This is a genomic window from Bacteriovorax sp. PP10 (genome assembly GCF_035013165.1).
Lineage (GTDB): Bacteria > Bdellovibrionota > Bacteriovoracia > Bacteriovoracales > Bacteriovoracaceae > Bacteriovorax > Bacteriovorax antarcticus.
Genome location: NZ_JAYGJQ010000002.1, coordinates 1,190,998 through 1,204,881, shown reverse-complemented (window position 1 = coordinate 1,204,881; position 13,884 = coordinate 1,190,998). Strand labels below are relative to the sequence as shown.

Below are 13,884 nucleotides of genomic sequence, written 5' to 3'. Positions count from 1 at the left end.
CAACGCAAACGATTTAGGAGTAAAACTGATTTATACGAGGTTAATATGCAAAAAAATATACTATTACACAGTCTTATTATGGGTTCGGCGATGCTCCTTACAGGCAGCGCGAACGCTCTTACATTACAAGAAGCAATCAATGAAGCTCTTGGAACTTCTCCAGTAGTACAACGCTCGCAAAGTGTTGCTGATGAAGCGAAATGGAAAAAAGTAGAAGGATATTCTGGATACCTTCCAACGTTAACTGCGAACGCTACTTATCTTTTTGATAAGAAGTACGCTCTCACAAACGTTGCTCTTGGTGGTAATGAAGTCATCGTTCCACAAATCATTCCTAATAGTCAGTTGGTTTTAACTGGGACGTATCCACTATTCGAAGGATTCGCTAGTATGAATCGTCTTCGCTCTGCTAAAGAAGGCGCGAATGCAGCCAACGCAGAATTACAATGGACACAATTTAAAACAGAAATGGATGTGACTCTTGCCTACTATAAAAATCTGGCAAACAAAACGCTTAAGGATGTAGCTGCACAGAACTTAAAAGTTCTTCAGGATCACTTAAAAGACGTTAAGCTTTTCAAGTCTAGTGGTATGGCGACGAACTATGATGTTTTAAGAGTTGAAGTTCAGGTTTCAAATGCAGAGACAGATTTACTCAATGCTGATGACAACATCACAATTAGTGAACAAAATCTTGCAGAGCTTTTAGGTAAAGATAAAGCGGACATAACAGTGTCTGGTGAACTTCCTATTTTAGATGAATCAATTGTTAAAAACATTAGCGATGCTGATGCTCATAATCGCTTAGATGTTCAGGCCCTAAAAAGCCGCGTGAATGCGCTTTCATATAATGACAGTGCTAGTGGAGCTTACTTAGTTCCTCGCCTATCTGCTTTTGGACAATACCAATACTACAACAACCTGAATGACTCTCTTACTGATACAGATAAATACCGTTCAGCTTATCAGGTTGGATTACAACTTTCTTGGAACCTTTTTGATGCTGGTGTTTCTTTCTCTAAATCGAAACAATCAACAGAGCAACTGGTTCAAGCAGAAAAGACTTATAGAATCACGGAGCTTAAAGCTCAAAAAGACCTGGAGATCTGGAAGCGCAGATACAACTATTACGCCAATCTTTATAGAGCACGTAACAGTGATATCGCGAGATCTAAAGAAAGTGTTCGTCTTGCTCGCGAAGGACAAAGAGTTGGAGCAAGAACAAATACAGATTTATTAGATGCAGAAGCAGATCTTTACAGGTCACAAGCTGGTGCGGTTAACGCTCAACTTGGGGCTATTGAAGCACTGGTTAATCTACAGACATCAATCGGAAAGAAAGTTTATAATTTTTAGTTTTTAATTTAAAAAAATAGGACGTGACCAATGGACCAGAAAAAAAAGAAAATCATATCTATCGCAGGTACAATTGTAGTTTTACTTGTTGGGTATATCACTTACGAACATTTATCTTATGTAACAACAGACAACGCGCAAATCTTTGGACACAGTCTGATGATGGCGCCGAAAGTTTCAGGGTACATCACTGAAGTTAACGTTGTTGAAGGACAAAAAGTTTCTAAAGGTGACGTACTTGTTCAAATCGATCAGCGCGATTACGAAAACTACCTTAAACAAGCTAAAGGTGAACTAGCCTCGATTGAAGCTCGCAGACGTGATGCTGAAAGAAATTACCGCCGCCTTGTAGACCTTCTGTCAAAAGGTGCAGTCTCTCAACAACAATTTGATACATCATCTGCTCAATACAATGATGTCAAAGCAAAATACGATGCAATCGCTTCTCAAGTAGCGCAAGCAGAACTTAATCTTTCAAATACAAAAATCGTAGCTCCTGTTGATGGATTCATCGCGAAGAAATCAGTTGAAGTTGGACAACTTGCGGCCCCTGGTGTTCCTCTTCTAGGATTCATCGATGCTGGTGAGAGATGGATTATCGCAAACTTCAAAGAAACTGAAATTGAAGGAATTAAACTTGATGCAAAAGTTGAAATCGAAGTTGATGCAATCTCTGGCGCAAAATTCGAAGGAAAAGTAGAAAGTATTTCTTCAGCGACTGGAGCAACATTTACTCTTCTTCCACCGGACAATGCTACTGGTAACTTTACAAAAGTTGTTCAGAGAGTGCCGGTAAAAATCAAGTTTGTTAATTTAACAGCTGACGATGTTATTAAATTGAGAACTGGTTTATCTGCTTTTATTAAAGTTAGTAAACACTAGGTCGTAATATATGGATACAATGTCAGAACCAAATCCAAAAGCTGCGCTGATTATTTTCGTCGCAGTTATGGCCTCGCTTCTGGAAATTATCGATACTTCTATCGTTAACGTTGCACTTCCCACAATGATGGGAAATTTAGGTGCGACGTTAGAAGATATCAGTATGGTTATTACCGGGTATGCGATTGCCAACGCCGTTATCCTTCCTCTTTCAGCATGGCTGGGAGAAAGATTTGGACGACGCAATTATTATCTTGGATGTATCGGTATTTTTACCATTACATCTGTTGCCTGTGGTCTTGCTCCTAACCTTGAATTTTTAATTATCTTTAGAATTCTTCAGGGTCTTGCAGGTGGTGCTCTTCTTCCTACATCTCAAACACTAATTTACGAACAATTTCCTAAAGAGAAGGCCGGTATTGCCGGAGCGATCTTTGGTATGTCAGTAATGGTTGGTCCGGCCCTTGGCCCAGTTATGGGTGGTTATTTAACAGATAACTTCGGCTGGAGATCTATCTTCAACATTAACTTACCTCTTGGTCTGATTGCTTTATTTATCGGGATGACTTGTATCTACGATAGTAAAAAAGAAGAAGGTCAGGCAGCTCAGAAAAGTGGATTCGATACACTTGGATTAATTCTGCTGGTAGCTGGTATTGGATGTCTTCAGTACGCTCTTGAGCGTGGTGAAACTGATGACTGGTTTTCATCTCGGGCCATTACAATTTGTATTATCACTTCATTAATTTCTCTTCCATCATTTGTATGGTGGGAATTAAAAGTTAAAAACCCAATCGTAAACGTTAGACTCTTCAAAGAGCAAATTGTTGTGAACGGTATTCTTCTCATGGGATTACTTGGATTCTATCTTTACGGAGTTCTCTTCGTTCTGCCGGTTTTCGTTAGTAGAGTTTTCAATTACACTGCCACCCAGACCGGAACCCTCTTTATTCCAGGCTCTCTCGTGACCATGGCGCTGATGCCACTCATCGGAAAACTGATGGTAAGTGGAGTGAGTGTAAAAAAACTTATCTTTGTCGGTATTACCGGACTTATGGTGTGTCTATGGACGATGACAGCGCTCTCACCGCTTTCCTCTAAATCTGACATCTTGATCGCACTTTATACTCGCGGTTTCGCTCTTGCTTTCTTATTCGTTCCGATCAACTCGGGGATCTTAAGTCAGTTCAAGGGAAGAGCGATGGGAGAAGTTTCAGGTCTACTGAATCTTTCGAGACAGATTGGTGGAAGTATCGGTATTGCTCTAGTTGGTACACTACTAACTATGAGAGGACACCAGAACTACGTCGATATGGCCGCAAAGGTTTCACTTTTAAATACAAATACTCAGCAAATCTACTATCAAACAGAAGCTGGTATCTCGAAAAAAATGGTGACAGGTGTTGGTATGTTAAAAGCTGATAAAGCTGCCCTTACTTCACTTAAGCATAGACTCGATGGTCAAGTGTTTATGATGAGTTTTAATCAATTGATGTGGATCATTATGATTATTTTCTCATTTGCTTACATTCCTTGGTACTTCTTAAAACTACGAGTGAAACCGACCGGCGTCATAGACGCCCACTAGAGTTAAACACACGTTCGACTATCATTTGTTACTGTTGCAATTATCCTTTCATCCGCTATACTACTTAGTTGTAGTATAGCGATGAATTATGGAAACATTGTGGAAAACAGTTATGAATAAAAAATCACGCTTGTTAGTCCTTACTCTTACCCTGGCAGCAGGTTCTGCTCACGCCGAAAAAATAACTTTTAATCAAGCTATCGATCTCGCTGTGAAAAATAACCTGGAAGTTCAGGCCTCATATGAAGCTTATAAGTCTTCTCAGTATGACAAAAAAAGTTCGCGAGCGAGTTTCTTCCCAAAAATCTCGGCCAGTTTATCTTACGATAAATCCAACACAGAGACTGTGACCTCAGGAACATCATTAACAAGTGATGGTTATACGGGATCACTCAATTTAAGCCAGAACCTCTTTAATGGATTCTCTGACTATGCCAGCTTAAAAATCGCTGATAGTAATATCATGACGAGCGAAGCCAATCTTCAGGATACAAAAGCTCAAATCAGTTACGACTTAAAAAATGCTGTTGCTAATTACACTTATGCGAAAGACTCGTTAGTTCTTTCAAAAGATATTCTCAAAAGAAGAGAAGACAACTTAAGCATGGTTCAACTTCGTTTTGAAAACGGAAGAGAAAATAAAGGTTCAGTGCTTTTATCGAAAGCTTACTTAGAGCAAGCAAAATTAGATTTTTTCAGAGCACAGAATGCGATGAATATCAGTTTAACTTTTTTAAGAAGAGTTTTAAATCTTCCAGAAGAAGCAGTGGTTGAAATTACTGACGTCCCTACTGTGCTGGAAAAAACAGGTGCTGAGCCTGACTACAATGTCATTATCGAAAACACTCCTGCTGCAAAACGATTTAAGGCCACACTTGCCAATGCCAGTGCCACACTTGAGTCACGCCAGTCTGGTTTTTATCCCTCATGGGATGTAAACGGATCCATTGGTAAAACGGGAGATGAATTTTTTCCTAACGATCAAAAAAGCTGGAAAGTGGGAACATCACTTACCTGGTCATTCTTTGATGGTGGAAAAGATTATTACGCGACAACAAGTTCAAACCTTTTAGTAAAGGCCGCTGAAAAAAGATTAGAAAACCAAAACCTGGAACTAAAAAGGGTTTTAAGAGACAGCTACTCTACTTTTAATGAGTCCATCCAGGCGGTAAAAGTCAGTACTGCTTTTTTAGAAGCACTAAAGGTCCGTGCAGATATCTCGCGTAGTAAATACAATAATGGTCTTACGACATTTGATGACTGGGACATTATTGAAAACGATTTGATCACTCGCCAAAAAGATTACACAACAAAAATTAGAGACCGCCTGATTGCCGAAGCGGCCTGGGAACAGGTTCAAGGTACTGGAGTTATCCCATGAATAAAAAATATCTTATTATTGCTCTTGTGGTTTTACTCATTGGTGGGATTGGATTCTACTCATATAAGAAAAACCAAAAACCAAAGATCACTTATAGTGAATATAAAGTTGAAACTGGCGACATCGCCATTAGCATTCTTTCTACTGGTACTGTTAAACCCAAAAACCGTTTAGAGATTAAAGCTCCGGTTGCCGGAAGAATTGAACAAGTTCTTATTAAAGAAGGCTCGGTTGTTAGAAAAGGCCAAATCCTTGCGTGGATGAGTTCAACGGAGAGAGCAGCGATGCTTGATGCTGCCAGAGCAAAAGGCACAGAGGAATATAAAAAATGGTCTGAACTTTATCTGGCCACTCCCGTCCTTGCTCCTATCAATGGGACAATTATTTTAAAAAGTGTTGAGCCGGGACAAACGTTCACTAATACAGATGCTATTTTTACCATGTCAGATGTTCTTACAGTTCAGGCGCTGGTTGATGAAACTGATATCGCCCAAATTAAAATGAACAGTAGTGCTTCTATTGTGCTGGATGCTTATCCTAAATCTCCTATTTCTGCTCATGTGGATAAACTAGCTTTTGATTCCACAACTACAAATAATGTTACGACTTATGCTATTGAAGTACGCCCTGATAAAACTCCGGAGTTTATGAGAAGTGGTATGACGGCCAACGTGACTTTTTCTGTTCAATCGAAAAAAGGCATCCTGATTATTCCAAGTGAAGCTGTAAAAGTTGTTGATGGAAAATCAATTGTCTTAACTAAAAGTGAAAAAGGGCCGGTAGAAGTTTCAATCACGACAGGAATTTCTGACGGTAAAAAAACTGAAGTTCTAGAAGGGCTTGATCCCAACGATACGATCTTAATCCAGGACTACTCTCTTGGAGATGCGGCCTCGACTTCAAGCAATCCATTTAGTCCAAAATTTCCGAAAGGAAGAAAAGGCACTGGCGGCGGCGGACCAAGATAGTTTTAAATACGAGATAACATATGATCGAACTTAAAAATATTACGAAGTCATTTCAAATGGGCGACACTCTTGTCCCCGTTTTAAAAAATATCAGTTTAAAAATTGAGCGTGGTGATTTCGTGGCCATCATGGGCCCGTCAGGTTCTGGAAAATCAACCCTGATGAATATTTTAGGGATGCTTGATATTCCTACAACCGGTTCCTACTTGCTAAATGATATTGAAGTCGCAACACTGACTGAAGATGAACTTGCAATCATCAGACGTGGCGAGATCGGATTTATTTTTCAACAGTTCAATTTACTCCCTCGTCTGGCAGCTTGGCAAAACGTCGCCTTGCCTCTGATATATTCAGAAGGGAAATTAGATTTTGAAAAAGCCAAAAACTTATTAGAACAAGTGAATCTTGGCGACAGGCTTTATCATAAAACAAATGAAGTCTCAGGCGGACAGATGCAAAGGATCGCCATTGCGAGATCTTTGATCAACTCTCCCCGAATTGTTTTTGCCGATGAGCCTACCGGGAATTTAGATTCTAAGAGTGAAAAAGAAATTCTCGCTATTCTAAGAAAACTAAATGATCAAGGTATTACAGTTATTATTGTTACTCACGAAGAAGAAATTGGTAAAGAGGCCAACCGCTTAATCCGCATGCGCGATGGTGAAATTCAATCGGATGAAAGATTTGTTCCTCTTCGTACTGATCTTGAAAAAGTGGCCCCTAAAACTTATGGCAGTCAATTTTCATGGAAAGAAATCCTGGAGCATTTTAACCAAGGAACGAGAACTCTCGCGGCCAATAAAGTGCGCTCTGTTTTATCAATGCTGGGGATTCTTATTGGAGTTGCGGCCGTAGTGGCCATGCTTGCTCTTGGGTCCGGCGCTCAAAAATCAATTGAAGATCAGTTATCGGCCATGGGATCAAACCTGCTCGTCTTACGTGCTGGGAACGTGCGTGTGGGCGGTGTTGTTCAAGAGTCTGGTACACGTATCAGAATTACGATGGAAGATGCTAAGGCCATTAAAGAACAAATCCCAGGTATTCAGGATGTCTCTCCTAACGTTACAGGACGCGGACAAGTCACCTACTTAAATAAAAACTGGAACACTTCTGTCGCAGGAGTCACTCCTAGTTATGCACGCATGAGAACATCTGTTCCCGACTTCGGAAGATTTTTTTCTGATGATGAAGGACAACAGCGTGCTCTAGTCGCAGTCATCGGAAGAACCGTTGCACGTGAACTCTATGGCACACAAAATCCCATCGGAACCATGATTAAAATTAACAAGGTTAACTTCCTTGTAATCGGTCTTCTTCCTGAAAAAGGCGCTTCAGGCCCTCAGGATCAGGATGATAGAATTTTAATTCCCACTCAAACAGGAATGTACAGATTGTTTGGTAAAAACTATGTGGACTCAATTGATATTCAAGTTACAAGAAAAGAAGATATCGATGGCGTAGAAGAAAGTGTGAAAGAGGCCATGCTTAAGCGCTATCGCATTCCAGTTTCTTCGCAAGATGATGCCTTTCAGATTTTCAATATGGCCGAACTTCAAAATGCGATCACACAAAGTAGTAAAACGATTTCTACTTTACTGGCAACCATCGCTGCCATCTCTTTAGTTGTTGGTGGTATCGGGATCATGAACATCATGCTCGTGTCTGTAACTGAAAGAACAAAAGAGATTGGTTTAAGAAAAGCGGTTGGTGCAAAAAGAAATGATATCCTGATGCAGTTTTTAACTGAGTCAGTGCTTGTGAGTTTCCTTGGTGGATTCATGGGAATCGTTTTAGGTTGGACGATTACTTTTACCTTCTCAATTATTATTGGATGGAATGCTTCGGTGTCTTGGCAGTCGATTGCATTGGCGTTTGGATTTTCAGTTATGATTGGGATTGTGTTTGGGATTTATCCGGCACATAAAGCGTCTAAGCTGCATCCGATAGAGGCGCTAAGGTACGAATAATTTTTATAGCTCTGATCTAAGTTTCATCAGCAGGAGACCAAGCTTGTTTTTACCAGTGCGGTCTCCACAATCTCCCCAGTAACAATCATTTTTTGTATGCTCGAAAATTTGCGATTCTTTTGTCGATTTCAATAAAATTCGCAGCTCTTCATATTGATTAAACTTTGCTCTCACGGCCACTTCCATTGCTACGTCTTTGTATTGATCCCAATCTGCTCTCTTGGGAATATTTGGATCGCGGCCCATTAAAGCTGCGGCCATCGGAGTTGGAGCAAGTCTCACCTTTTCCATTAATTCAGGATCAGTGTATTTGTGGGCCTGATAATAATGCTCACTTGTAGGCCACTTCACTTGATCAATGACAATTGGATAAAGCGCGAAGTTTGAAAATTCACCGTAAGCATCTTTGACTGAATAAAAATCCAGAATGTCTTCATTGTATTCAACTGGTGCTGTCGGCCCTAGTTGAGCACAAGAAATAGTAGAGGCCAGAGTCAAAAGTATGATTAAAATGAATTTCATGACGAAAAGTATTCCTTTTTAGTCGGGTTTATTCAAGAAAATCCCTCCTATTAAATAAAAAAAATCTTATCTCCGGTCTTTGCTGAAAAGAAATCTATGAGTTACAAATCTGAGTGTTTTAATCGGAAGTAACTAGTATCTCTTTCTGCCTATAGGTCGAATGTCAGGATCCAGTTAAAATTTATTGTACACGCAGTTGCGTTGAAAATTGGAGAAACGAAAAATGCATTTGAACAAACTCATTATAGCAGCATTGCTATTATCGTCGTGCGCGACACCAACGAACTCCAATCGCGAGGTGGCATCAAAAACCACTCAGCCTCTTATTCAAACACTGCCCAAACTTACAACTGATAACGGCGAACTCCTGGCCGGATTAAAAAAAGCATTAAAAAATAGAACGAAAGGAAAATCAGATGCAGAGTTAACGGCCGCAGCTGTCAAACTTCGCGACTACCTACTCTTCTTAGGATTGAGTGCACGCGACTTAGTAAAATCAGAATCATCTACTGAAGTGGATCTCGTTGAAAAGAAAGTTCCATTGAAAGTTAAAGGCATCAATGGTGACGATGATGATACAGGTGGAGAAGACACTGAAGAAAAAACGCCATCAAATTTAAAAGCAATTCAAAGACTCTTTATTGCTTCAACTCAATTTCTTGACTGCCCTGTCATGACTGACTGGGAGTGCCTGGAAAAATCCCCCGTCTTTCCTCCTACGGCAGACTTTAGAATTGAAAAATCAGATGTCACAACTGCGGTTAATGCCGGTTCAGCTTTAGACATGGATGTGTTTTTTACTGAAGGCTGGGATGGATCTCCTCGCGGAATGGTTTCAGAACGCTTCGCTGAAAAAATCAATAAAGACTCGACAAAAAGTTTATCACTGGCGATGTACGGAATCGACGATATCGATGCGAGTATGAGCAATGTGTATCAGGCGATTATTAATCGTTCAAAAACAAAAGCAAAAGTTCGCGCAGTAGTTGATGTTATGGGTTTCGAGCGCGGAGCAACTCCATGGGTCTTTAACTATGTCGATCAACCGCAATTAGAAAGTGAATGGTTATTTGGCCAGTCTGCAAATCCTGAAAATGCAGATGGAATGCACATGACTTTCCAGTATGACGGTACACCCTCTTTCATTCGTGAAATGAATGCTGGTATCACAAATCAGGATCAATCCCGTGTGCGCCTTGAGTGGTCAACAGCAAGGATTATGCATAATAAATTTGCTGTGATGGAAAACTCGAAAGGCCAAAAGTCTGTGTGGACCGGAACGGCCAATATTTCAAAAAATTGTATGGGTGTTGAAGCGAATGCCAACATGTCTGTTTATATTCGTAACGATGCTATCGCAACCGCTTACCTTGACCAGTTCAACTTAATGTTTGACTTCGACAAAACAATTGAAGTTAAGAGCAAACAAGTCAGACCAGCAAGTGCTGAAGAGCCAAGTTTAGTTGGAAGATTTCACCGTGCTAAATACCCGGTGAATAAACGTTACTTCACATTTGATGACGGCACTAAACTGCGCGTGCACTTCGCCCCTACTGATGATGCTGAACATAGATCAATCATCCCGATGTTAATGTCTGCGAGAAAAGGTGATCAGATCAGAATCTCAATGTTTGGTGGAACTGGTTATGAATTAGTGCGAGCTATGCAATACGCTGCTGCCAAAGGGGCCGATGTAAAAATCGCTTTTGATAGACGCTTAGGACACGGGTTAACTTCATGGATTAGAGATTCTGTCTTGAACGTGAACATGGAAAATCCTTATGCAAATAAATTTGAAAACGTAGGCGTGACTCCGGGGAAAATCAGCTACCGTGTAAGCACATGGACTGGAAAAAATCACTATAAGGCCGGAACCCTTACCAGAAGATTAGGTAATGGAAAAATGCTACCTGAACAAATTATTGTTGGATCACAAAACTGGAGCTCTGGTGGAAATGATTTTAACGATGAAAATTTGATTTCAATTCAGAACTTAAATTATGGCGTTAAAGCAGCAGAAATGTTTAACACTGAATTTGATACAAGACTTTGGGTAAACTCGAAAGAAGAAGCTTATAGACCCGCTAAGACTATTTATTAAGACTCTGCAGACTAGTGAGTTTCTCTCACTAGTCTGCTTCATTCCATTTAACTCCCCCCCAAACTATATTCATTTGCTCCACCATCGTAATCTCCTTGATTAGAATGATGGTTCTGTTTTATTAGTTAACCATTTGAAACATCAAGTCAAAAACTAATGAATTCCGCAAATAAACTCTATTGGAATATCAACCAAAAAATGCTAAAAGTTTCTACTTTAAAAGCAATCACCACCACTCACACACAAAGGCATCGTGATGAAATTTTTATTACAACTAATCGCAGTTAATTGCATTGTTTTCTCATCAATATTAAGTGCTGTCGTATACGCTGGAACAGAGATAAATAATGGTGGTGCTGGAATTTCAATCAATGGAAAAGTCGCTACTTTTTATAGTGCTGAAATGGAAGTCAATCCTACACCTTTAGAAACGTCACTAGTCATGAATATGACCGGCGCTCTTATAAGATCATTAGATCTTCCAAGCCGTGTAGACATTGAATTAGTTGAAAGTATTCTGCCTTCATTCGATAGAAAATATTATGCTGTGACAGAAAAATCTATCGATCAGTCCACACTCAAAATCATTAAAGAACAATACAGTAAAATCACTAAACAACCCGTAGAGAATATCACGATTTTTGCACTTACAGATCCTGCAACGAAAATCACTCTCCTGCTTCCTGATTATTTTAAATTAAATGTAAACGAACAAATGGCCATCTTATTTCATGAATCACTATGGATTAATGAAAGAGTGAAAACTTATGAAAACATGCTCGAAATAGAAAGAGATACACAGATCTTTGCAGAATATCCGGCAGACTGCATTCCTCGTTATAATTTAACTAAAAAGATTGAGAGCATTTTTAATGAAAAATTATGGGCGTTGAATTCCATTTTCAAATGTCAGACTCAAAAATATTTCAGCTATACCAGCGCTAAAGAGATCCCCATCACTGATTTTGCAAGTCGAGCAGAAATATATACATTGGCACAAATTCTACTCAGGTCTTATTTCAAGATGCCAGCAGATAATCAATTGAAGGATTTATTTATAAATCAAATCAACACGAATCCGAACTATAAAATGTTTTTGGCCAGCAAAACTGCATTGGTCGAAGCAATACAAGATGAAAGCATCTCTCTTGATCCGATTTTTTATGGACAGCTTTTGCCATTTGACTCGGATCCCCTATCTAAAAATAATATTGACCTTCTTGCTAAAAACCTTAGAACTGCCGATATCGCCTATGGTTTTTCAGATTATGATTTGTTTAGGATGATCCTTACAAACCGATACTCAAGTGCACATTTGAGAATTGAAATGACATATGATTCGATAAATAAAGGTCAAAACAAGACTGCCGAGTAAGTATGAGAAATTCATTTGATTATAGAGAAATTTTACATAATGAAATTCAAACTAGAAAGCTTAGAAACTCTAGCTACAACATAAGCTCTTTTGCCAAACTTATTGGCCTGACACCTTCAAGACTCTCAGAAATTCTCAGAGGGAAAGTCGGTCTGTCAGTAGCAAAAGCTGCAAAAATTTGTGAAACACTAAAATTTGCTGAAAGTGAAACTTCTCTCTTTTTAGATCTCGTATGTTCTGAACATGCCAGGAACCCTAAAGAAAAAGAAGAAGCACTTGGACGACTTGAACTTCACAAATTCTTTGTTCAATACAACGATGATCAATTCAATTTCATTGCAGACTGGTACCACCACGCCATTATCGAACTGATCAGCCTTGATAAGACCAAGACCAATACCCAGATCAGTAGAAGCTTAGGTATTGACCTTAAAACAACAAATGAGGCCATCGCTCGTTTGTTAAACATGAATATCATAAAAGAAGAAAAAAAAGGCTTTAGTCTATCAACAACAAACAGAAAAACATCAACTGACATACCTTCTGAGGCAATAAGAAAACTCAATAAACAAATGTTGAATAAAGCGACAAAAGCTATAGATGAGCAGGAAATCGACAACCGAGATTTTTCAATTATCTTTTTATCGTTTAATAAATCTCAACTAAAACTAGCTAAAGAAAGAATTAAAAATTTCAGAAGAGATTTCATGAAAGAATTTGAATCTTCGAATGGTAGAGATTCTGTTTACAGTATGGGTGTACAATTTTTTGAATTAACGACTTCACTTGAAAAAAAATAAATAATTTTTTATACATCACTATACATGAACTCATAAATTAACTAGATAAAATAAAAACAGCTGTTATCATAAGTTACAATTATGAAGACAACGATCAGGCAAAGAATTCAAGCTGAACTCGATAAAAGAAAATTACAAAATAGTTCTTATTCTTTACGAGCATTAGCAAGAGACTTAAACTTAAATCATTCACTTCTATCTCGAATCATTGCATCTAAGATTCAGATGACTCCCAAAATTTTCGAAAGAATCGCTGAACCTTTGAAACTAACTCCAGAAGAACTGCTTTTATTTCAAAATGAAATCAAACACAGAAAAAAAATTCAAAGCAAAGAGAAAGTTGTTACTGCAAACTTCAGGACACTAGAGATTGAAGAATTCAAGATTGTACAAGATTGGTATAATTTTGCGATTTTAGAAATGGTAAAGCTAGATGGTTTTCAACCAACACCTGAATGGATCTCTAAAAAATTAAACATTAGTGTTGATGAAGCTTCTCTGGCCCTTGAAAGGCTTGTTACATTAAAGCTGTTACAAAAAAAATCTAATGGTACTTACGAAAAAGTTTCATCTCATCTAAGTGTCATGCATCCAAGTTTTACGGCAGATGCGATGAAAGAAAGACAAAAGGCCGTTTTGTTTAAGGCCATTCATGCTTTAGAAAATCTCCCTATAGATTTAAGAGATAATAGCAGCATGACTTTGAGTATTGATTCTTCAATGCTTCCTGAAATAAAAGAAAAAATAAAAAAAATGCGTCGTAGTCTTGCTAACAACATTACTGATAAAAGTAAAAAAAGAGATCAAGTTTATGAATTATCAATTTCCTTTTTCCCATGGACAACAACAGATGAACAAACTATTAACTGACGACTGGTCAGAATCACACGGCTAATTTCTCCTCCCTCCCTGCTTTTCTATTCTAAATTTTCCATTGGCATTTT

11 protein-coding genes are annotated in these 13,884 nt (G+C 38.7%); 10 read left to right on the top strand and 1 reads right to left on the bottom strand.

Translation table 11 applies throughout. The annotated features are described in order from the left end of the window. Window positions 1-45 precede the first annotated feature (45 nt). The 6 genes from SHI21_RS15900 to SHI21_RS15875 all read left to right on the top strand — a co-directional run bounded on the left by SHI21_RS15900 (window position 46) and on the right by SHI21_RS15875 (window position 8,142). Entirely contained in the window at window positions 46-1,356 is a 1,311-nt protein-coding gene (locus SHI21_RS15900; protein WP_323577845.1) for a TolC family protein, read from the top strand. Between the two features lie 30 nt (window positions 1,357-1,386). Continuing rightward, on the top strand, window positions 1,387-2,238 hold the full coding sequence (locus SHI21_RS15895; protein ID WP_323577843.1) for an HlyD family secretion protein: 852 nt from the start codon (window positions 1,387-1,389) through the stop codon (window positions 2,236-2,238). Between the two features lie 10 nt (window positions 2,239-2,248). Then, window positions 2,249-3,826 (top strand): DHA2 family efflux MFS transporter permease subunit, encoded by a 1,578-nt coding sequence (locus tag SHI21_RS15890; RefSeq protein ID WP_323577842.1) that lies wholly within the window; start codon window positions 2,249-2,251, stop codon window positions 3,824-3,826. A gap of 112 nt (window positions 3,827-3,938) precedes the next feature. Continuing rightward, entirely contained in the window at window positions 3,939-5,207 is a 1,269-nt protein-coding gene (locus SHI21_RS15885) for a TolC family protein (protein ID WP_323577840.1), read from the top strand. Beyond that, window positions 5,204-6,175, top strand: a complete 972-nt coding sequence (locus SHI21_RS15880) for an efflux RND transporter periplasmic adaptor subunit (RefSeq protein ID WP_323577838.1) — start codon at window positions 5,204-5,206, stop codon at window positions 6,173-6,175. Before SHI21_RS15885 ends, SHI21_RS15880 begins: the two co-directional genes overlap by 4 nt. 20 nt (window positions 6,176-6,195) lie before the next feature. Continuing rightward, a complete protein-coding gene (locus SHI21_RS15875; RefSeq protein ID WP_323577836.1) occupies window positions 6,196-8,142 on the top strand; it encodes an ABC transporter permease in 1,947 nt (648 codons plus the stop codon). 3 nt (window positions 8,143-8,145) lie between these two features. On the opposite strand, the gene SHI21_RS15870 is transcribed toward SHI21_RS15875, so the two are convergent. Continuing rightward, window positions 8,146-8,664: an NADAR family protein gene (locus tag SHI21_RS15870; protein ID WP_323577834.1), complete on the bottom strand. Its 519-nt coding sequence runs from the start codon at window positions 8,662-8,664 to the stop codon at window positions 8,146-8,148. 223 nt (window positions 8,665-8,887) lie between these two features. On the opposite strand from SHI21_RS15870, the gene SHI21_RS15865 reads away from it, so the two are divergent. The 4 genes from SHI21_RS15865 to SHI21_RS15850 all read left to right on the top strand — a co-directional run bounded on the left by SHI21_RS15865 (window position 8,888) and on the right by SHI21_RS15850 (window position 13,810). Further along, the gene (locus SHI21_RS15865) at window positions 8,888-10,765 is read left to right on the top strand and encodes a phospholipase D-like domain-containing protein (protein WP_323577833.1); all 1,878 of its coding nucleotides are present in this window, start codon (window positions 8,888-8,890) and stop codon (window positions 10,763-10,765) included. Window positions 10,766-11,021: 256 nt separating this feature from the next. After that, on the top strand, window positions 11,022-12,140 hold the full coding sequence (locus tag SHI21_RS15860; protein WP_323577831.1) for a hypothetical protein: 1,119 nt from the start codon (window positions 11,022-11,024) through the stop codon (window positions 12,138-12,140). A 2-nt stretch (window positions 12,141-12,142) separates the two neighbouring features. Beyond that, window positions 12,143-12,940 carry a TIGR02147 family protein gene (locus SHI21_RS15855; RefSeq protein WP_323577829.1) on the top strand — a complete coding sequence of 266 codons (798 nt, stop codon included), beginning with the start codon at window positions 12,143-12,145 and terminating at the stop codon, window positions 12,938-12,940. A gap of 81 nt (window positions 12,941-13,021) precedes the next feature. Then, window positions 13,022-13,810, top strand: coding sequence for a TIGR02147 family protein (locus SHI21_RS15850; RefSeq protein WP_323577827.1), 789 nt, complete (start codon window positions 13,022-13,024; stop codon window positions 13,808-13,810). Window positions 13,811-13,884 lie beyond the last annotated feature (74 nt).

Bases quoted from the DNA above. Each gene is read 5' to 3' on its own strand.
- SHI21_RS15875 (WP_323577836.1), top strand. From the start codon at position 6,196: ATGATCGAACTTAAAAATATTACGAAGTCATTTCAAATGGGCGACACT.
- SHI21_RS15850 (WP_323577827.1), top strand. From the start codon at position 13,022: ATGAAGACAACGATCAGGCAAAGAATTCAAGCTGAACTCGATAAAAGA.
- SHI21_RS15865 (WP_323577833.1), top strand. From the start codon at position 8,888: ATGCATTTGAACAAACTCATTATAGCAGCATTGCTATTATCGTCGTGC.
- SHI21_RS15890 (WP_323577842.1), top strand. From the start codon at position 2,249: ATGGATACAATGTCAGAACCAAATCCAAAAGCTGCGCTGATTATTTTC.
- SHI21_RS15900 (WP_323577845.1), top strand. From the start codon at position 46: ATGCAAAAAAATATACTATTACACAGTCTTATTATGGGTTCGGCGATG.
- SHI21_RS15860 (WP_323577831.1), top strand. From the start codon at position 11,022: ATGAAATTTTTATTACAACTAATCGCAGTTAATTGCATTGTTTTCTCA.
- SHI21_RS15870 (WP_323577834.1), bottom strand. From the start codon at position 8,664: ATGAAATTCATTTTAATCATACTTTTGACTCTGGCCTCTACTATTTCT.
- SHI21_RS15885 (WP_323577840.1), top strand. From the start codon at position 3,939: ATGAATAAAAAATCACGCTTGTTAGTCCTTACTCTTACCCTGGCAGCA.
- SHI21_RS15895 (WP_323577843.1), top strand. From the start codon at position 1,387: ATGGACCAGAAAAAAAAGAAAATCATATCTATCGCAGGTACAATTGTA.
- SHI21_RS15855 (WP_323577829.1), top strand. From the start codon at position 12,143: ATGAGAAATTCATTTGATTATAGAGAAATTTTACATAATGAAATTCAA.
- SHI21_RS15880 (WP_323577838.1), top strand. From the start codon at position 5,204: ATGAATAAAAAATATCTTATTATTGCTCTTGTGGTTTTACTCATTGGT.